Source organism: Actinopolymorpha cephalotaxi, assembly GCF_013408535.1.
GTDB classification, from domain to species: domain Bacteria; phylum Actinomycetota; class Actinomycetes; order Propionibacteriales; family Actinopolymorphaceae; genus Actinopolymorpha; species Actinopolymorpha cephalotaxi.
Genome location: NZ_JACBZA010000001.1, coordinates 2,966,379 through 2,984,739 on the forward strand (window position 1 = coordinate 2,966,379; position 18,361 = coordinate 2,984,739).

General features: G+C 69.0%; 13 protein-coding genes. All 13 read right to left on the reverse strand.

All coding sequences use genetic code 11. The annotated features are described in order from the left end of the window. Positions 1-18: 18 nt before the first annotated feature. On the reverse strand, positions 19-2,016 hold the full coding sequence (locus tag FHR37_RS13180; protein ID WP_092890759.1) for a hypothetical protein: 1,998 nt from the start codon (positions 2,014-2,016) through the stop codon (positions 19-21). 8 nt (positions 2,017-2,024) lie between these two features. Beyond that, positions 2,025-4,331: a hypothetical protein gene (locus tag FHR37_RS13185; RefSeq protein ID WP_092890756.1), complete on the reverse strand. Its 2,307-nt coding sequence runs from the start codon at positions 4,329-4,331 to the stop codon at positions 2,025-2,027. Between the two features lie 361 nt (positions 4,332-4,692). Next, positions 4,693-5,877 (reverse strand): neprosin family prolyl endopeptidase, encoded by a 1,185-nt coding sequence (locus FHR37_RS13190; RefSeq protein WP_175542872.1) that lies wholly within the window; start codon positions 5,875-5,877, stop codon positions 4,693-4,695. A gap of 2,419 nt (positions 5,878-8,296) precedes the next feature. Beyond that, positions 8,297-8,563 carry a type II toxin-antitoxin system RelE family toxin gene (locus FHR37_RS13195; protein ID WP_092890747.1) on the reverse strand — a complete coding sequence of 89 codons (267 nt, stop codon included), beginning with the start codon at positions 8,561-8,563 and terminating at the stop codon, positions 8,297-8,299. Further along, positions 8,560-8,955, reverse strand: a complete 396-nt coding sequence (locus tag FHR37_RS13200; RefSeq protein WP_092890745.1) for a type II toxin-antitoxin system prevent-host-death family antitoxin — start codon at positions 8,953-8,955, stop codon at positions 8,560-8,562. The genes FHR37_RS13195 and FHR37_RS13200 overlap by 4 nt, the downstream gene beginning before the upstream one ends. A gap of 102 nt (positions 8,956-9,057) precedes the next feature. Then, the gene (locus FHR37_RS13205) at positions 9,058-10,755 is read right to left on the reverse strand and encodes an FAD-dependent oxidoreductase (RefSeq protein WP_092890742.1); all 1,698 of its coding nucleotides are present in this window, start codon (positions 10,753-10,755) and stop codon (positions 9,058-9,060) included. Between the two features lie 73 nt (positions 10,756-10,828). Beyond that, positions 10,829-11,092: a UBP-type zinc finger domain-containing protein gene (locus FHR37_RS13210; protein WP_092890739.1), complete on the reverse strand. Its 264-nt coding sequence runs from the start codon at positions 11,090-11,092 to the stop codon at positions 10,829-10,831. Between the two features lie 54 nt (positions 11,093-11,146). Beyond that, complete coding sequence (gene trxA / locus FHR37_RS13215) at positions 11,147-11,611, reverse strand: thioredoxin (protein WP_092890736.1); 465 nt, start codon at positions 11,609-11,611, stop codon at positions 11,147-11,149. A gap of 28 nt (positions 11,612-11,639) precedes the next feature. After that, the gene (clpB, locus tag FHR37_RS13220) at positions 11,640-14,279 is read right to left on the reverse strand and encodes an ATP-dependent chaperone ClpB (RefSeq protein ID WP_179770997.1); all 2,640 of its coding nucleotides are present in this window, start codon (positions 14,277-14,279) and stop codon (positions 11,640-11,642) included. Beyond that, entirely contained in the window at positions 14,261-14,713 is a 453-nt protein-coding gene (locus tag FHR37_RS13225) for a chaperone modulator CbpM (protein ID WP_092883257.1), read from the reverse strand. The genes clpB and FHR37_RS13225 overlap by 19 nt, the downstream gene beginning before the upstream one ends. Further along, positions 14,713-15,801, reverse strand: a complete 1,089-nt coding sequence (locus tag FHR37_RS33090; RefSeq protein ID WP_179770998.1) for a DnaJ C-terminal domain-containing protein — start codon at positions 15,799-15,801, stop codon at positions 14,713-14,715. The genes FHR37_RS13225 and FHR37_RS33090 overlap by 1 nt, the downstream gene beginning before the upstream one ends. Positions 15,802-15,806: 5 nt before the next feature. Beyond that, a complete protein-coding gene (locus tag FHR37_RS13235) occupies positions 15,807-16,379 on the reverse strand; it encodes a nucleotide exchange factor GrpE (protein ID WP_179770999.1) in 573 nt (190 codons plus the stop codon). A gap of 30 nt (positions 16,380-16,409) precedes the next feature. Beyond that, positions 16,410-18,347, reverse strand: a complete 1,938-nt coding sequence (gene dnaK, locus FHR37_RS13240) for a molecular chaperone DnaK (RefSeq protein WP_179771000.1) — start codon at positions 18,345-18,347, stop codon at positions 16,410-16,412. Positions 18,348-18,361: the final 14 nt, after the last annotated feature.

Sequence of the window (18,361 nt, forward strand, 5' to 3'; positions counted from 1 at the left end):
TCCCCTCCTGAAGATGGTTCAGACCCGCCAGGTACTGGCATCGGTGACGACGAGCACGGCACCGGATCCCCCGGCCAGGGCGAGGGCCTGCGGCCCGGTGGCCGCGACCCGGAGCAGGTAGTGGACGGCGACCAGACCGGCCTCCCCGGCGAGCGCTCGCTTCACGGTGGCGAGGTCGGTCTCGGCGAGTGCGGTGCTGAAGGACGCATCCTGCGTGACGGTGTTGGACGACCCCACCGCGGCCAGGGTGACCATCTGCCCGTCGCGCAGTACGAGGAGCTGGACAGCGCCCTCCACCTCGAACGGCGCCACCGACAGCCGGACATCCGCAGCCGCGCCGGCCGCTACGCATGCCTGGCGAGCGGTCTCCTGGGCGGCGTCGGACACCCCCAGCGAGGTGGTCACCATAAGCATGGCCAGACCCGCCGCCTCGATCAGCGACAGCTGCGGCGAGCCGCTCGCGTCGCGCGCGGGCCCCGCGGTCAACGGCAGGAAGCGCCAGTCCGCGCCGGCCTTCGGGCCGGCCACCCTGAGGCCCGCTGAATCCACCACCAGCACCCGGTCGTCCGGCTCCACCCATGGTGGGTTGGTGAACGAGAACGGGTCGAGCCAGACCGCGGCGTCGGGTAAGGCTTGCCGGACGCTTCGGGGATCTGGACCGCGGGTGGTTGCCTCCGCCTCGACCGCCACGTCGATGGCCTCGCGCGGGACGGCGAGCCAGGCGCGGGTGTCATCCACGGACAGCGAAGCCCGGCTGACGAAGACGGCTGGGTCCTCTGCGACTCGGGCCCGGGCGGTGACCGTGACGTTGGCCAGGCCGAGCAGTTCGCCGGTGGCGTGCGCGGAAATCAGCCTCACCCCCAGGTCGGCCGGAGTCACCACCGGGGTGGAGTCCGCCGTCACGCGGCGGCTTTGTCCGGCGACCGTCCTCGGCGCCTGGTCGGTCTCCAGCACCACCGAGCCCTCGAGGTCGTAGGCGAGTGCTTCGCCAGGCGCCAGGTGGAGCGTCGCCGAAGCAGGTGTGGGCGGCACGAGGCGAGCGGTAGCCGCGGCCGCGAACGGTCGGACGGGCGGGGCCGGCGGTGCCGTCAGACGGACCGAGGCAACGACCGCTCCGGCCGGCATCGCGGGCAGAGTGCTGTGAACGGTCACCTGCTCCCGCCCGTCGGTGAGCGGTGGCACCTCGTGACGGCGAACGACGGCGTCCCCGCGCTCGCCGAGCACCGGGTCACAGGTCAGGCGCAGCAGGCGTACGGCCAGCACGGGCTCGGTCAGGTCCCAGGTGAAGGTCGAGGTGCGCACCTGCTCGGCGAACTGCCACCCGCCCTCCTCCTCGTCCACGAACACCGGAGCGGCCAGTCGCGCCACGATCCGATCCACCACGGCAGAGGCCAACAGGTGAACGTCGCCCGGACCTTCGGTGACCGTGACGCCAGGCAGACCGGCACGCGCCCATTCCTCCAGATTCGCGGGCCGCACAGGTGCCGGGCCGATCCCGTTCGACAGTGCGTCCACGTCCACCGTCAGCCTGCCCTGGCAGCGCGCGGCGACCCCGCGGACGGTGACCAGCGCGACCGCCCCCAGGGTTCGCAGGCCGGCCCTGAGGGTGCCGACGAGCAGCTCACCGGCCACGCCGTCGAGGCGGACCAACGTCGGCAGCACCACACCGGCCACGGCGTCGCATGGTTGCGGCACGAGCGCGGTGGACGGCAGCCTGAGGTCGGCGGGAGCGACGAGTCGTACCCATCCCTCACCGAGCGGTGCGGGGCGTGAGTGCGCCGTGTCGGTGGCCGGATCAGTCGCCGTTGTGCTTGTCTCAAAGGAGAAACCGGCGGCGACAAGCGTGAACTGCGCGATCCCGCCGTCCCGCTCCTGGAGGTACTGGTCGACCTGCAGAGGCTCCGGACTCAACGAGGTGGGAGCGACCGACAGCATGCCGGGTTGCTCGTAGGCGACGTAACCCTCGGCCACGCCGGAACGCTCGGGTCGGCCGAAGTCGGGAAGGCCCGTGAACATTGGTTCTCCTATGGCTGGGGCAGGGCCAGTAGGTTGCTGTCGGTGGAACGCCAGTCGGTGTCGGCCTGGCTGCGACCGGAGACGTGCACGAGGGTCTGACGGAAGCGGAACGACCCCAGCCCGCGGTCGAGCAGCCAGTCCTCGAGTGGGACCGGTACGGCGATGTCGTGCTGGAGCGTGGTGTGGTCGAGGAGTACGGCGCCGGACACGCCCTCGAACTGCACGCCGATGACCGAGAGGTCGCGCTCGGGGTCGCCCGAGGTGCCAAGGCCTCCAGTGGTGGTGATGAGCGTGACCACGCGTGGAAGGCGTTCGACCCGGCGGTCCAGCGTCTGGCTGACGACCTGCTCGGGTTGCACCACGACGCGGACCCCGGTGACGTCGAGAGTCACGTCGGCCTTGTCCGGCTGCGCCGGGGCCTGCGAAGGGATGACCGTGACGTCGAGCGTCGCGCCTGGAGCGAGCGTCGCGGGCAGCGGACCCGTCATCGATGCCGCGGCTCCGTCGGTCCAGGCAGACAACACGGGAACGTCCAACTCGACGTCACCCTCGTTGAGCAGGGTGACCGTCAGGGAGCCGTCGGAGCCGGGCTTCTCCATCCAGGACAGTGGAGGGACGGCCGGCCGATCGAGTCGCAACTCGACCGGCACCTGGTGGACTTCATCGTCCACGGTGACGTCCACCCGGCCGCGCAGCAGTGCACTGGCCGCGCCTCCGGTCGTCAGGACGGCGTAGACGTCGCGGAGGTCGTCGAAGGCGAAGCTCTCCGAGACCCACCAGCCGCGCACCAGGTCCGGCGGAGCGTGCGTCGTGATCGCTCCCCCGGGCAGTCCAAGAGTGCAGGTGGCGGGATGGACGGCCGCTCGCAGCTCCGGCGGGCCTGCGCCCGCGGGTACGTGCCCGGCCAGGGCGGCCGCAGCGGCGTACAGCCGGGCCGGAGACGTCTGAGGCACCAGGTGCACGCTGATCAGGGCGAGCGCACGCTCGGTGCCGGTTTGGGCATCGGTCGCCCTGCCGACCGTGAAGGACAGTTCCGGGCCGTAGGGCGCCTCGGCGAGCTGTCCGATGAGGAAGGCGTCGGGGAGGTAGTAGAAGACGTTGCCGCCGTTCTGGTCCTGGAAGTACACGTGGTTGCGCGACGTGGGCCCTTCGGCCGGCCAGGGCACGACCAGGGTGGCGAATCCCTTCGACGCGGCCGGCTGGCCGGAGGGAAACAGATAGGGGTGGGCGTCCACGTCGAAGCGGAGCGGCACGACGCTGTCCAGTGTGTTGCTGACGAGCAGGTACCGGGACTCGGTGTCGTTCGGATCGTCGACGACGACGACAGGACCCGGGTCGGGTATCGGCACCGGAGGTACCGGAGGCACTGGCAGTGGCCACGGGATGGGCAGGGGGCGCCGGTGGTCACGCACGATAGGTCCGGTCCCGTCCCCACTGGGGGTGCGGTGGTCGCGAACCACCACGTCGGGCGTTCGCACGTCGTCCCGCACGACGACCTGCCGCAGCAGCGGCGCGGCGGCCACGGCCGGCTGAAGCGAGAACCGGCGGAAGGACCGGTCAACGACGAGTTGCTGTCGCAGGTTCACCTGCGCCAGTCGCTCTGCCACGCCCTCCGCCTGGAGCAGTGTCTCGTTCGGACGAGGCTTCGGAGTCCCCTCCTCCGGGATCGGAATGGGTTCGAAGTGCCGTATCGGCTCCGGGATGGGGTTCGGGCCGACGCTGAGTACGAGGTCGGGGAGGATCACGTGCGTGTCGAGCACGTCGGGCTTCACCACGACCAGCACACCCGGATCGGGCTTTCGCCACGCCGACTGCACTGCGACCGTGATGCTGCGGTGGACCACCAGTCGGGCCTGCTCCTCGTCGCGGGTGAACGCGCGCAGCAGCGCGTCGCGTTCCGGCAACGCCAGTAGCAGAACGAATTCCGGCCGAACCTGCGTGTCGCCGAAGTTGGGGGTGAACTCGGCCACGGGGTAGTCGCGCACCATCTGTCCGGCCGACGAAACACTCACGGAGAGTTGGTGCGGCAGGATTGTGGCATCGGCCCGGGAGATCTCCGGCGCCGGAAAGCTCTCCAGCCCGAACGTCGTCCGCCACAGACCGTCCGCCAACGAGGTGGTGATCTCGTAGTGACCGGTGGCCTGGCTTACGCGGAGCCGGTAGCGGGGCAGGTAGTAGGCCTTCGCGGCGTCGGCCGGATCCTGGAACAGGACCGTGTCGTCGACCCGCCCGTCGGGGCTGACAGGCACGGTGAGCTGCGACCGCGGGATTCCGGGCCGGAACGGCCCTATGCGGCGTAGCGTCTCCAGATCCATGCCTGGACGAGGAACTCGCCGTAGCTGAGCTCCTGGCATCGCCTGCCTCCTCGGTTGGAGAGGTGGAGATGGACCCATCACTCGTTCGGAACTACGCGGGGAGCCAGTCGACACACTTCGTCAGTCGGCAGGCGGTGGATGCGGGTTCTCCTCGGGTGGCTTTTCCGAGGCCACTTCCTTGCCGTGCAGACGATGAGGTGTTCGGCGCTTGAGCCGCGGAACGTATCCCGGCGGGCACAGCGACTCACCGGGTTCGCCCGCAGACGGGGCGCGAGCCGCCTCCGGATCGATGAGCACGCACTCGTACTCGTCGTCCGGCCCTGACGGAAGTACCGGAGGCAGCTCGTCTCCCGCGGTCACGTCACACTCCCCCGGGCCCGCCCCAGTAGAAGTACGAGCCCCAGCCACTGGTGCCGCTGAAGTCGGTCCAGATGTCGTACGCCGCGGCGTTGGTGACCTGTGGCACGCCCTGAATCCCCACCATCGTGCCGTTCGCGTCGCTCTGGTAGGTGAGGTTGCGCATGTACGCGGCGTGCGTCCAACCCGCGCCGGGGAGGGTCCCGCTGCCCATGGCGGTGCTGGTGGGTTCGGGATGGTTGGCTGAGTCGTCGACGATCTCGCCGCCCCAGTCGACCTGGTCGGCCATGGTGCGAAGGCCGGTGTCGCTGTAGAGGCTGGCCGGGTAGTAACCCATCCACTCGGCGCCGATGCGGACCCACCAGTTGCCCTGGTAGAGCTGGACCTTGATCAGCAGGTCGTACTGGTCGCCGCCGGCGATGCTCTCGGCCACCCGCATGCCCGGGAAGGAGGACGTGCCGACCTGGACCCAGCCCCTGACGTCGGTGTTGTAACCCCCGAGGTTGTCGCCGCTCTGGGAGTACGCGTTCGTGGTGTAGAAGATGAAGAGGTGCGGCTCCCAGTCGCCGTTGAGGTCCTTGTAGGTCTGGGCGCCGACCTCGAGAGTCTGCAGAGCGGCGCCACTCCCCCGTACGGTCCAGAGCTGGCCGAGGGAGAACTCGTTGGACCACTGGACGTACGGCTTCCAGGTGTTGATGTAGGCCTCGGTGCCATAGTTCGTGACGAACTGGTAGGCGTGCGCGTACTTGTGCTCGGCGCCGATGGCGGGCGGATGCGGGTCGTCCGGCGGGGTGAACTCGGGCCGGTAGGGGCCCTTGGCGAGGTAGTCCTGAAGGGTGCCGACCGGGCGGAGCTGGTCGATGTTCTTGCGCATCACCGGGACCGTGCCTGGCGGGCCCTTCTCCACTTCCGGTGCGCGCAGCGCACGGGCGGCGGCACGGGTGGGACGGGCCGGGTCCTGCTCGATGCCATTCAGCGTCGGCGGCTCGGCCGGAGCGCCGTCGACCTGGGACTCGACAGGCACCCAGTCGACCCGGTCGCCGGCCGCGGACGTGGTCTGGGTGACGACGTCGCGCCTGGCGTACAGGTCGAGGTGGTGCTGCCGGATCTCCTCCAGTCGTTCGGCGGCAGCCTTGAGGTCACCGTCAACCTCGGGCCCTGCGAACTTCTGATGCGCGAAACGACTCATCCGCGCCGGCACTGCCTGAGGATTTCGCTCGATGAGCCCGACGTCCATCGCCGCCTCCTAGTACCCGCACCGTGTGACGCGCCGCGATGAAACCCGGCCCCGTCTCGGCGCGAACGTCGAGGGATGGCTGAGGCCGATCGACTGAGTCGAGCAAGACCTTGCACGTCTGGTCGACGAGGAGGTCGAGTTAACAGAAAAAGAGGAGACCAGCATCGGAACTCCCGTCCCCCTGGGCAACGGCCTCCAAACGCTTTTGTGAGGCCGGTTGCACTAGAAAACACCACTCTCACCGTACGGTCAAGAGTTCCTCAACTCCGAATCAACCGAGCCTTGCGACGATGGCTGAACCCGCCTCGGCCACTACGACCCGGCTCGCCGACCCGGGCACGAGCTGCTGCACCGTCCCGTGCGCAGAGCCCAACCCCGCCAGCGAGGCGCGTACCATCCGCGCCGTGGCTTCCTGGGGTTGTACCAGTGGTGTCGGGCGCCTCCCAACACCGCGGCGTGCAAGGCTACGACGATTCGGGTCCACAAAGGGATCGACCTTCGACCTACTCCAGACGCCAGAGTGCAATAGATACCGACGCGAGTCTTTCTGCAGTTCGACAGAGCTCGAAATTGCTCGCCCAGAGTTCTCACGACGAGTCAGGATCGCGCAAGGTTGGCGAATTTGTTCACCTGGTGTGCCGCTCTTCGTCATTCAACCATTAGAGAAGCGGACAACATTGTCGGCATCAGTTCGGGTCTCCGAACTACCGATGAGAAGTGAAACGACCTTCAGCGGCGCAGACCAAAGCGATGCAGGACACGCGCCGCGCTGTAGGCGCTTGCGGCCGGGGGCTTGATTTGAGAAGGCTCAATAGGTCAATGCCGAGGTTGGGAACCGGTCCACGTGGGACGGAGCGTCGAGCGAGGGCTCGGACGCCTCAGTCGGGGTCGGCGAGTTCGGGTCGGTAGGCCGGCCCGCAACTCCATGGTGCGACTCGACGGCCGTGATCAATACCGCACTCCCGGCCAGGGGATCATCAACCGCTGGTGCACCTATACCGGCGATCCGGAGCCCGGCACCGGCAAGATCCACATCTTCAGCTATCCCCCTCCGTTCACCGAAGGGCTGGGCTGGTCGACCGCAAGCACGTTCCGGACTTCGTGTTAATGCCCGAGTGGGTCCGCGACGTGGGTAACCGAGGACGGGCCAGGGAGCGTCAACTGCCCGGTCACCCACAGGCGCGGCGTGTAAGAGCGGGCCGCTCGACCTCCTGCCGCCGAAGTTGTGGAACTCATCGAGCACACGTCGCAAGAAGTGCCGGATCGAACTGCCGCCTGCGGTGAACCGTAACCCCGATCCCGGGTGCGGGATCCTGGAGATCACCTTCGAAAAAGGCAAGCCACCGGCAAGGCGCTTGGTACGACGAGTACGCGAGCCCAGCGACGACAATCTCCGACGACCTACGCGAAGTAATCCAGTGGGCGCAGGCCCAGCCCGCCGAACGAAAGTCTTCTACGACGTCGGAAGGCCCGGCCCCGGCGACCTGGACAAGTTCGCCGCCAACCCCGACCACTACCTACACGAGCCCTCCTGACAAGCACAGCCTCGCGCAACGGCACGGAGAATGGTGGCAAGCACTGTCTCCTCGACGGCAAGCAGCCCTACGGCAGGAAACGTACGGATGAGGTCTCCCCTCCAGCGCAGTTCGCGTGGCAGACGCGCGTGATCAATCAGCATGCGCACCCGCTGTGCCCAACGAGCCCGGTTCGTACAAGTCGATGAGACCCTTGCAGACTCCCAGGTGACGCGCGGCCACTGACGACCTTGGACCCCTGACCTGAAGGCCGCGGCTATCTCACCATCTCGGTGACAGGGGCCTTGTCCCGTCGGCACAGGGAAATCCACTCGGGAGGTTCGTCAACGCCTGCGTCGTGGATGCTCCCACCCCTCAACTAGCTAAAGCCCGTTACGACGCCGCCGCACCAACGTGCTGAGTTCCACCAGTAGCAGGCTCCTCACCGCGACGGATGAGCTCCTGGGGTTCTGGGGCCGACTTCATCCGTGCGCTTACGTGTGGACACAGTCAAAGCATGAGGCCACCGACGACGGTGACCAGGGGACTAACTCGCACCACGAAAAGGGGCGAAACGGACATAGATTTCGGTCACGAAATGTGATCTACGCAGGTCAACCGGGGTAGGGCGGGCGGGACTCGAACCCGCGACCCAGGGATTATGAGAACCCCTTCCAACGCCTACCGGGCCATCTACCAGCGACTTTGTCCCCAGGTCCACCCCCTACAGCCACCCTGACCCCACCGATCACCACCGTTTCGCACCACAACCCGCACCACGAGGAGCCTCTTCGCCGTATCGGGAGAGCCTCTGTGTACGCAACCCAGTGGGTCCAAAACCGTAGCCTGCGGCTCGGTCAGCGGTAGATGTCGCGCCGGTGGCCGAGATCCACGACGAGGACCACCAGCTGCGCATCCTGAACTTCGTAGATGACCCGGTAGTCGCCAACCCTGATCCTGAGCAGTCCACTTCTCCCCTGCAGCGCCTTGGCTCCGTGGGGCCTCGGCTCGGCGGCCAGCTCGTCGATCGCCACGGCGACACGCTTCCACGCCAACTGGTCGCCCTTGCGTAGACGCCGCAGCGCCCGCACCGCGGCGGGCTCGACTTGGATCTGGTAGCTCACGAGTCGAGCTCGTCGCGCAGCGACTCCCACGAAACCGCTCTCGCGCCGGCCTCCCGCTCCGCCTCTACTGCCGCTACGGAGGCCTCATCGGCAGCGTCCTCAGCGGTCTCGATCAATCGATCGATCACCTGCCTGACCCGCTCCTTCGTGGCTTGGTCCGCCTCCTGCACCGACGACCAAAGCTCACGACAGGCCGCCGCCACAGCAGCCTCCCGCACCTTCGCTTCGTCCGCCGCTGCCCTCGCCAATGGCACGATCGCCGCGACACGCCGGCCGCGCCGAGTCAGATAGGTAACGCTGCCGGCGTAGGTCGCCTTGTTCACCACGTCCGCCAGACGATCACGCGCATCGCTGATCGCCAGCTCCGGAGGAACCTCTGCTGCCGCACTCATGCGGCCAAGTGTACGACTCGTACAACTCAGGGTGCCACTTCACCGAGATGCGGCGCTGACACCAGGACAAATCATAAGGAACCGTATTCATCTTCGCAGCGGTCAACTCCTACCGACGGTGTACCCCTCGCCCCTCGTCAGGTGGGCGTAGCTGAGCCGGACCGCCATCGCACCCTCCCCGACCGCGGAGGCAACGCGTTTGATCGACCCACTGCGTACGTCACCGGCCGCGAACACTCCGGGAAGGCTGGTCTCGAGGAAGGTTCCCGGGTAGCTTCCGTCGCGCTCGACGTCGGATCCGGTCCGGACGAAACCGCTGTCGTCGCGTGCCACCTCGTCGCCCAGCCACCAGGTGCAGGGAGTCGAGCCGATGAAGACGAACAGAGCACGCGCCGGAACGTCCTCGCGTTTCCCGGTGTGGTTGTCCTCGACGACCAGGGTCTCCAGGGTGCCGTCCCCGACCAGTTCGCGGACCTCGGTGTGGGTGCGTACCTCGACCTGCGGCGTGCGGCGAATCTGGTCGACCAGGTAGCGTGACATGCTCGTTCCCAGGTCGTCCTCGCGGACGAGGAGGACGACCCGGCTCGCGGAGTTGGACAGGAACAGCGTTGCCTGGCCGGCCGAGTTGCCGCCGCCGACCACCGCCACCTGGACGCGTCCGCACCACAGCGCCTCCTGCTGGGTGGCGGCGTAGTAGATGCTGGTCGGTTCGAATTCTTCCAGTCGGGGCACCGGGAGCCGGCGGTACCGTGCGCCGGTGGCGATCAGGACCGAGCGGCCCAGCACCGGCGGGCCGTCCTCCACGTCGACGACGTAATGGCCCGCGTCCTGCTTCAGCGCCGCCGCGGTGGCGGGAATGTGCATCCGGGCACCGAACTTCTCCGCCTGGAGGACGGCACGTTCGGCGAGTTCCGCACCGGAGATGCCCGAGGGGAAGCCGAGATAGTTCTCGATCCGGGAAGACGTGCCGGCCTGCCCGCCGGTCGCGACCGAGTCCAGAGTGATCACCGCCATGCCCTCTGACGCCGCATACACCGACGCCGCCAGGCCGGCCGGGCCGGCGCCCACCACCACGAGGTCGTGCAGCGGGGTGGACGGCTCGGGGACGAGCAGGCCGAGCCGCTGGGCGAGTTCGGCGTTGCTGGGGTTGCGCAGCACCTGGCGCCCGCCCAGGATCACGATCGGTGTGTCCTCCGGACGGAAGGCCAGGCTGCGCAGCAGCTTCTCGACGCCGGGGTCCTTGTCCAGGTCCAGGAAGCGGTGTGGCAGGCGGTTGCGCGCCGCGAACTCCCGCAGCCGGCGGGTGTCCTGGGAGTAGCAGGAACCGACGATCCGGACCCCGACGCCGAACTCGATCAACAAGGACCGCCGGAGCAGGAACGCCCGCAGGATCAGGTCGCCGAGCGCCGGGTCGTGTGCCACCACTTCCCGCAACGCCTCGGGTGGCACGTCCAGCACCTCCCCGGCCTCCACCACGACCGCGGTGAAGAACGACGGCTGTCCCGTGAGGACACCGAGTTCGCCGAGGAACCGGCCGGCACCGTGCACGCTGATGACCCGTTCCTCCGGGGTCCCGTGGTCGGCGACATTGGCGACCTTGCCCGAGACAACCACGAAGAAGTCGTACGGCTCGTCCCCCTCGCCGAAGAGGACGTCCCCGACCTCGGCGGGGCGTCGCGAGCCTCGGGCGGTCAGCGCGTCGATCTGGGGCGCGTCCAGTCGCGGGTAGGCGCCGTGGGCGTCCGGGGTCTCCACCTGCGTGGACGGTTCCTGCGGTGTGGACGGGGCTCGGTCGTTCATGTGACGGCCCTCTCTCCGATGTCGTATCAGTGGTGGTTCACGGCCCGTTCGCGGCGGTTCACCGGTCTTGCGGTCAGACGAACTGCTCGTCGAAGTAGCACCAGCGCCAGTCCTCGCCGGGCTCGTAGGACGCCACGATCGGATGCCCGATGTGGTGCGCGTGCGCGCGGGCGTGCTTGAGCGGTGAGGAGTCGCAGCAGCCGACGTGGCCGCAGGTCAGGCACAGCCGCAGGTGCACCCACGGCGAGCCCATTCGCAGGCACTCCTCGCACCCGGTGGGTGTGCGAGGCTCGACCGTACGGATCTGTTCCAGGTGTGGATCCAGCGCGACGGGCATGTCGGTTCCTCCGTTCTCCGGTGGGGTTCTCGGTTCGGGCTCCCAGCCCGGCTGTCAGGTCTGTTCCCCTGCCGGCCGATCCTCGGCCAGCGCCTCCTCCACCCAGGTACGCAGGCGCGCGGCGGGTACCGCGCCGAGCTGGGTGGACACGACCTGGCCAGCACGCATCACCAGCAGCGTGGGGACGGCCTGGACTCGGAAGCGTTCGGACACCAGGCGTGCCTTGTCCACGTCGACCTTCACCAGCTTGATCCGGCCGGCGAGGTCGCGGGCGACCTGTTCCAGCGCCGGGCTGACCATCCGGCACGGGCCGCACCAGGTTGCCCACAGGTCGACCACGACGGGCAGCCGCGAGCGGTCCGCCACGTCGGCGAACGTTTCGTCGTCGGCGTCGACGATCCACGGCAACGGTGCGCGGCAGTTGCCGCATCGGGGTTCACCGTCCCCGGTCGCCGGAACCCGGTTGCGGCGACCGCACTTGGCGCACTCGACGACGTTCGTCTCGGTCTGTGTGGTCATCAGTCCCGTTCCTTCCTCGATCGAACCGTCACGCTGCCTCCAGGCGGGCCTTCGGTGTGGGGTTGTGGTAGGTGACGGTGATGTCGCCGTCGTGGGCGTCGACGGTGATCACCGCCCCGTCGTGGACGTCGCCGGCGATCAGGGTGCGGCCGATCCGGGTCTCCACCTCCCGGGAGATGAACCGCCGCAGCGGACGCGCGCCGTAGATCGGGTCGAATCCCTCCGCCGCGATCAGCCGGCGGGCCTGTTCGGTGACGTCGAGGGTGATCCGCCGGTCGGCCAGGCGGGCCCGCAGCTCGTCGAACATCAGCTCCACGATCTGCTCGATCTCGGCCTCGGTGAGCGGCTTGAACAACACGATCTCGTCCACCCGGTTGAGGAACTCCGGCCGGAACCGCGACCGCAGGTCGGCCATCACCCGCGCCCGGGCGTCCGGGGCAATCTCACCCTTAGCGGTCGCGCCTTCGAGGAGGTACTCCGACCCGACGTTCGACGTCATGATGATGACCGTGTTGCGGAAGTCCACCGTGCGGCCCTGCGCGTCGGTGAGCCGGCCGTCGTCGAGCACCTGCAACAGCAGGTTGAACACGTCGGGGTGCGCCTTCTCGATCTCGTCGAAGAGCACCACGGAGTACGGCTTGCGGCGCACCGCCTCGGTGAGCTGGCCGCCCTCCTCGTAGCCGACGTAGCCGGGGGGCGCGCCGACCAGCCGGCTCACCGTGTGGCGTTCCTGGTACTCGCTCATGTCGATCCGGACCATGTTGTCCTCGGTGTCGAACAGCGCCCGCGCAAGCGTCTTCGCCAGCTCGGTCTTGCCGACACCGGTCGGCCCGAGGAAGATGAACGACCCGATCGGGCGGGCCGGGTCCTTGATGCCCGACCGCGCCCGGATCACCGCGTCCGCGACGAGGTTGACCGCCTCGTCCTGGCCGATCACCCGCTCGTGCAGCACCTGGTCCAGGGTCAGCAGCTTCTCGCGTTCGCCTTCCTGCAGGCGGCTCACCGGAATGCCGGTCCACCGGGACACGATGGAGGCGATCTCCTCCTCGGTGACCACCTCGCGCAGCAGCCGCCGCTCGCCGAGCTTCTCGGTCAGCTGCTCCTCCTCCGCATGCATCCGGCGTTCGAGTTCGGGCAGTCTCCCGTGGCGGAGCTCGGCGGCCCGGTTCAGGTCGTAGTCGCGCTCGGCCTGCTCGGCGTCGCGGCGTACCTGCTCGATCTCCTGCCGTAGCTCCTGCACCCGCCGCAGCGCCTGGCGTTCGGCCTCCCACTGCGCGCGCATCGCGTCCGCCTGCGCGTGCAGGTCGACGAGCTCGCGCCGCAGCTGTGTCAACCGCTCCTTGCTCGGGGCGTCGGTCTCCTTTGCCAGCGCGGCTTCCTCGATCTCCAGCCGGCGCACCCGCCGGGTCAGCTCGTCGAGTTCGGCCGGCATGGAGTCGATCTCCGTCCGCAGCATCGCGCACGCCTCGTCCACGAGGTCGATCGCCTTGTCCGGCAGGAACCGGTCGGAGATGTAACGGTGGCTGAGTACGACGGCCGCGACCAGAGCGGCGTCCTGGATCGTCACGCCGTGGAACACCTCCAGCCGCTCCCGCAGCCCGCGCAGGATGGAGATCGCGTCCTCCACCGACGGCTCGTCCACCATCACCGGCTGGAAGCGGCGTTCCAGGGCGGCGTCCTTCTCGACGTTCTTGCGGTACTCCTCCAGCGTGGTGGCGCCGATCATGTGCAGCTCGCCGCGGGCCAGCATCGGCTTGAGCATGTTCCCGGCGTCCATCGCCCCCTCGGCCGCACCCGCACCCACCACGGTGTGCAACTCGTCGACGAACAAGATGATGCGCCCTTCGGCGGCACGCACCTCGTTCAGCACCGCCTTGAGGCGTTCCTCGAACTCACCGCGATACTTCGCACCGGCGACCAGCGCACCCATGTCCAGCCCGAAGACCACCTTGTTGCGCAGGCCTTCCGGTACGTCGCCGTTGGCGATCCGCTGTGCCAGGCCCTCCACGATCGCGGTCTTCCCGACCCCGGGATCTCCTACCAGGACAGGGTTGTTCTTCGTCTTCCGGGACAGGATCTGGATCACCCGCCGGATCTCCGCGTCCCGGCCGATCACCGGGTCCAGCCGACCGGCCGCGGCGTCGGCCACCAGGTCGCGGCCGTACTTCTCCAGCGCCTCGTACGCCGCCTCCGGCTGGGCCGAGGTGACCCGCTGGTTGCCCCGGATCCGGGTGAGTGCCGCGAGGAACCGGTCCCTGGACAGGCCGAGGTCGTGCAACATCCGGCCCGAGGCGCTGGCCGGCCCCTCCTCCAGCAGCGCCACCACGAGATGCTCCACCGAGACGTACTCGTCCTTGAGCCGTTTGGCCTCCCGGTCGGCGGAGTCCAGCAGCCGGGCCAGCCGCTGGGTGACGTACACCTGTCCCGGTTCCGCACCCGGCCCGCCGACCCGCGGCCGGCGTTCCAGCTCCTCCTCCACCTGCTTGCGCAACAAGCCCGGGTCCACACCAGCCTGCCCCAACAACCGCGGCACCAGGCCCTCGGGCTGGTCGAGCAACGACAACAACAGGTGCTCACCATCCACCTCGGTATGCCCGAACCGCAACGCGGCCGACTGCGCCTCCTGCAGTGCCTCCTGGCTCTTCTGAGTCAACCGGTTCGGGTCCACGAGATGCCTCCATAGCGTCGGGCGGCAGACGGCTGTCCGCGCCCACTGGATCTGGTGACGATGCGCCTACCGGTGTCGACAGAGGTAGACGGCTGCGGCGGGTGCCGCGAGAGGCGCAAACCGGCCGCGCGTTCGGCCGCCTCCAGTTCGGCGATCCGGTCCAGCAGGTCCAGCACCACCCCGATCCCGGCGTAGTTCAGACAGAACCCGGCCCGCAGCCGCTCGATCCGCGCCGCACGCGCCACCTGAGCAGGGGCGAAGTGCAGCCGCCCGGACGGATCCGCGTCGGCGTCCAGCAGGCCGAGCACCACCAATCGGCGCACATGATCTGGGTGCAGGCCTACCCGCGCGGCGAACTCCTCCAGGCCGAGGTGCACCTCCCGGCCGGAACGCTCCTCCCGACGGACCCGCATCCGGACAAGTGCGAACGACATCAGCGCCTCCCTGCCCCGGAACCAGACGACTGACTTGACGATGAGCTGGACGTACCGGGCGCGCCGGTGCCGGAGCCCGCACGCGGGTCGAACCCGGAGATGCGGGCCAGCTCCGACCACAGCCGGCGCTCCTCCTCGCTCGGGTGCGACGGCACAACGATCCGGACCTCGGCGTAGACGTCACCCGGTTGGCCGCGTGGGTTCGGCATCCCCCGGCCGCGTAGCCGCAGCGACCTCCCACTTGAAGTCCCCGGCGGCACCTTGACCTTCGCCTCACCGCCCGGGGTGTCGACCGCCACGGTCGCGCCGAGGGCCGCCTCCCACGGAGCGAGCGGCAGGTCGAGATGGATGTCCCGCCCCCGCACGCGATAACGGGGATGCGGGAGGAGTCGTACGACGAGATACAGATCGCCGGGCGGGGCGCCGTCGCTGCCCTGCCCGCCCTGGCCGGCCAGCCGGATCCGCTGCCCGTCGGTCACGCCGGGCGGAACGTTCACCTCGTACTGCCGGGTGCCACCCGGCCCGGACAACGTCGACAACGTCACCGACCGCGGCCCACCCCGGTAAGCCTCCTCGACCGTCAACGGGAGCTCGGCCTCCTGGTCCGCACCGGGGATCGGGCCGAAACCGCGACCGCCCCGACCAGCCCGCCCACGTCCGGCGCGACCTGCCCGCCCGCCGAACATGCCGCTGAGCAGGTCCTCCAGGTCGATCTCCTCGCCCTCCGTGCCGCCGAACCCCTCGAACCCCTCGAACCCGCCGAACCCACCTGCACCGCGAGCACCCGCGCCCGCCCTGGCACGGCCACCCGTGCGGGCCCGCGCCTGCGCCTGTGCCCACGTGTCGGGGTCGACGTCGTCGGGCACCCGCCGGAAGTCCGCGCCGAACACGTCGTACCGCTTGCGCAGATCGGGATCGGACAGCACGTCGTAGGCCTCCGAGACGTCCTTGAACCGGTCCTCGGCACCGGGATCCTTGTTGACGTCGGGATGGTTCTCCCGCGCCAGCCGCCGGTAGGCGCGCTGGATCTCCTCCCGGGTCGCCGTACGCGGCACCCCGAGAACCTGGTAGAAGTCGCGGTCGGCCATTCGCCCTACGCCGCCTTCGTGGCCACCACCACGCCCGCCGGTCGCAGCTGCCGCTCCCCCTCGCCATAGCCCGGGCTCACCACGTCCAGCACCGTCCCCGCCGGCACCTCCGCACTGGGCACGGTAGCCACCGCCTCATGCCGAGCCGGGTCGAACACCGCACCCACCTCGTCGTCCCGACGTGGGTAGCCGAGCGCCGCGAGCACCCCGACCGCCTGCTCCAGAACGGCCCGGACACCCTCCAGCAACAAGTCCTGCTTCTCCTCCGGTCGCACCGCCTGCGCGTGCGCCACAGCCCGGTCGAGGTTGTCCACAACCGGGAGCCACTGCGCGGCCTGGCTCGCCGTGACCTGGGCGCGCTGCCGGTCCCACCCATGCGCCTGCCGCTTGCGCTGGTTGTCGGCGTCGGCCAGGGCACGGCGCCACCGGTCCTCGAAGTCGGCCGCACGAGCCTGCGCCTCCACCAGCGCATCATCGCGGCCGGGCGGGCCAGGCTGCTCGTTTGCGTTCTGCATGTCGGTCTCGGTGGCCCCCGGCCCCTCAAGGTCCGGCGGGCGTCCCGGCTTCTGCTCCGTCATCGCAGACCCTGTCCCGTAGACGTTCCTACGTCAGTCGGTGGTGAACTCCGCGTCGATCACGTCCTCGTTCTCGGTCGCTCCACGCTGCCCGGGCACACCTTGACCACCGGGACCGCCCGGTCCGCCGGCATCCGGGCCCCCGGTCCCTTCGGGGCCGCCCGCTTCGCCGCCGGTTCCCGCGGTGCTCAGGCTGTGGTAGATCTGCTGCAGCTCACCGGTCAGCGACCGCAGCCGTTCCAGCGGAGCGCTGTCGTCCTTGACCGCCTCACGGGCATCACCCAACAACAACTGCGCCCGCGCGCGTTCGTGCTCGGGCGCCGCGTCGCCGAGTTCACCCAGCCGCCGCTCGACCTGGTACGCCGCCGCGTCCAGACCGTTACGGGCGTCCACCACCTCCCGGATCCGGGCATCATCGGCGCGGTACCGCTCGGCGTCGGACACCATCCGGTCCACCTCGGACTTGTCCAGATTCGAACTCTCACTGATCGTGATCGCCTGCTCGGCCCCGGTGGCCTTGTCCCGGGCGGACACGTTCAGGATGCCGTTCGCGTCCACGTCGTAGGTCACCTCCACCTGCGGCTCACCACGCGGCGCCGGGCGGATGTTCTCCAGCCGGAACCTCCCCAGCACCCGGTTGTCGCTCGCCCGCTCACGTTCGCCCTGCAACACCACCACGTCCACCGCGGACTGGTTGTCCTCGGCCGTGCTGAACGTCTCCGTGCGCCGCGCCGGGATGGTGGTGTTGCGGTCCATCACCTTCGTCATCACCCCGCCCAACGTCTCGATCCCGAGCGAGAGCGGAGTGACGTCGAGCAGTACGACGTCCTTCATCTCGCCCTTGAGGACCGCCGCCTGGATGGCCGCGCCGATGGCGACCACCTCGTCGGGATTGACGGTCATGTTCGGGTCCTTGCCGCCGGTCATCCGCCGGACGAGGTTCTGCACCGCGGGCATCCGGGTGGCCCCACCGACCAGGATCACCTCGTCGATGTCGTCGGCGGTGACCTTCGCATCAGCCATCGCCTGCTCCACCGGGCCCCGGCAACGTTCGACCAGATCGTGGGTGATCTCCTCGAACGTCGACCGCATCAACGTCGTGTTCAGGTGCTTGGGGCCGGTGGCGTCGGCGGTGATGAACGGCAGGTTGATCGTGGTCTGGGTGACCGAGGACAGCTCGACCTTCGCCTTCTCCGCGGCCTCGAACAACCGCTGCAGCGCCTGCGGGTCCCGGCGCAGGTCGATGCCGTCGGTGCGCTGGAACTCGTCAGCCAGGTAGTCGACCACCCGGCGGTCGAAGTCGTCGCCGCCGAGGTGGGTGTCGCCCGCGGTGGCACGCACCTCCACCACCCCGTCGCCGACGTCGAGCAAACTGACGTCGAACGTCCCACCACCCAGGTCGAACACCAGGACGGTCTCGTGTCCCTTCTTGTCCAGCCCGTACGCCAGTGCCGCCGCCGTCGGCTCGTTGATGATCCGCAACACCTCCAGGCCGGCGATCCGGCCCGCGTCCTTGGTGGCCTGGCGCTGCGCGTCGTTGAAGTACGCCGGCACCGTGATGACCGCCTCGTGCACCTTCTCACCAAGGAACTTCGCCGCGTCCTCGGCGAGCTTGCGCAGCACCAGCGCGGAGATCTCCTCCGGGGAGTACATCTTCCCGTGCACATCGAACCGCACCGCACCATCCGGGCCGGCCACCACATCGAACGACACCGCATGGCTCTCGCTGCTCACCTCGTCGAACCGCCGCCCGATGAACCGCTTCGCCGACGTGATCGTCCCCTTCGGGTTCAGGATCGCCTGCCGGCGCGCCAACTGGCCCACCAGCCGCTCACCCTGCTCGGTGAAAGCCACCACCGACGGCGTCGTCCGCTGCCCCTCGCCGTTCGGGACCACGGTGGCCGTACCATCCACCACCGCGGCGATCACCGAGTTCGTCGTACCCAGGTCGATACCAACCGCTTTCGCCATGATCAAATCCGTTC

Coding starts and splice junctions, on each gene's coding strand:
- FHR37_RS13205 (WP_092890742.1), bottom strand. CDS start 10,755: ATGAACGACCGAGCCCCGTCCACACCGCAGGAACCGTCCACGCAGGTG.
- FHR37_RS13185 (WP_092890756.1), bottom strand. CDS start 4,331: ATGGATCTGGAGACGCTACGCCGCATAGGGCCGTTCCGGCCCGGAATC.
- FHR37_RS13200 (WP_092890745.1), bottom strand. CDS start 8,955: ATGAGTGCGGCAGCAGAGGTTCCTCCGGAGCTGGCGATCAGCGATGCG.
- FHR37_RS13225 (WP_092883257.1), bottom strand. CDS start 14,713: ATGTCGTTCGCACTTGTCCGGATGCGGGTCCGTCGGGAGGAGCGTTCC.
- trxA (WP_092890736.1), bottom strand. CDS start 11,611: ATGACCACACAGACCGAGACGAACGTCGTCGAGTGCGCCAAGTGCGGT.
- FHR37_RS13210 (WP_092890739.1), bottom strand. CDS start 11,092: ATGCCCGTCGCGCTGGATCCACACCTGGAACAGATCCGTACGGTCGAG.
- FHR37_RS13190 (WP_175542872.1), bottom strand. CDS start 5,877: ATGAGTCGTTTCGCGCATCAGAAGTTCGCAGGGCCCGAGGTTGACGGT.
- FHR37_RS13180 (WP_092890759.1), bottom strand. CDS start 2,016: ATGTTCACGGGCCTTCCCGACTTCGGCCGACCCGAGCGTTCCGGCGTG.
- FHR37_RS33090 (WP_179770998.1), bottom strand. CDS start 15,801: ATGGCCGACCGCGACTTCTACCAGGTTCTCGGGGTGCCGCGTACGGCG.
- FHR37_RS13235 (WP_179770999.1), bottom strand. CDS start 16,379: ATGACGGAGCAGAAGCCGGGACGCCCGCCGGACCTTGAGGGGCCGGGG.
- dnaK (WP_179771000.1), bottom strand. CDS start 18,347: ATGGCGAAAGCGGTTGGTATCGACCTGGGTACGACGAACTCGGTGATC.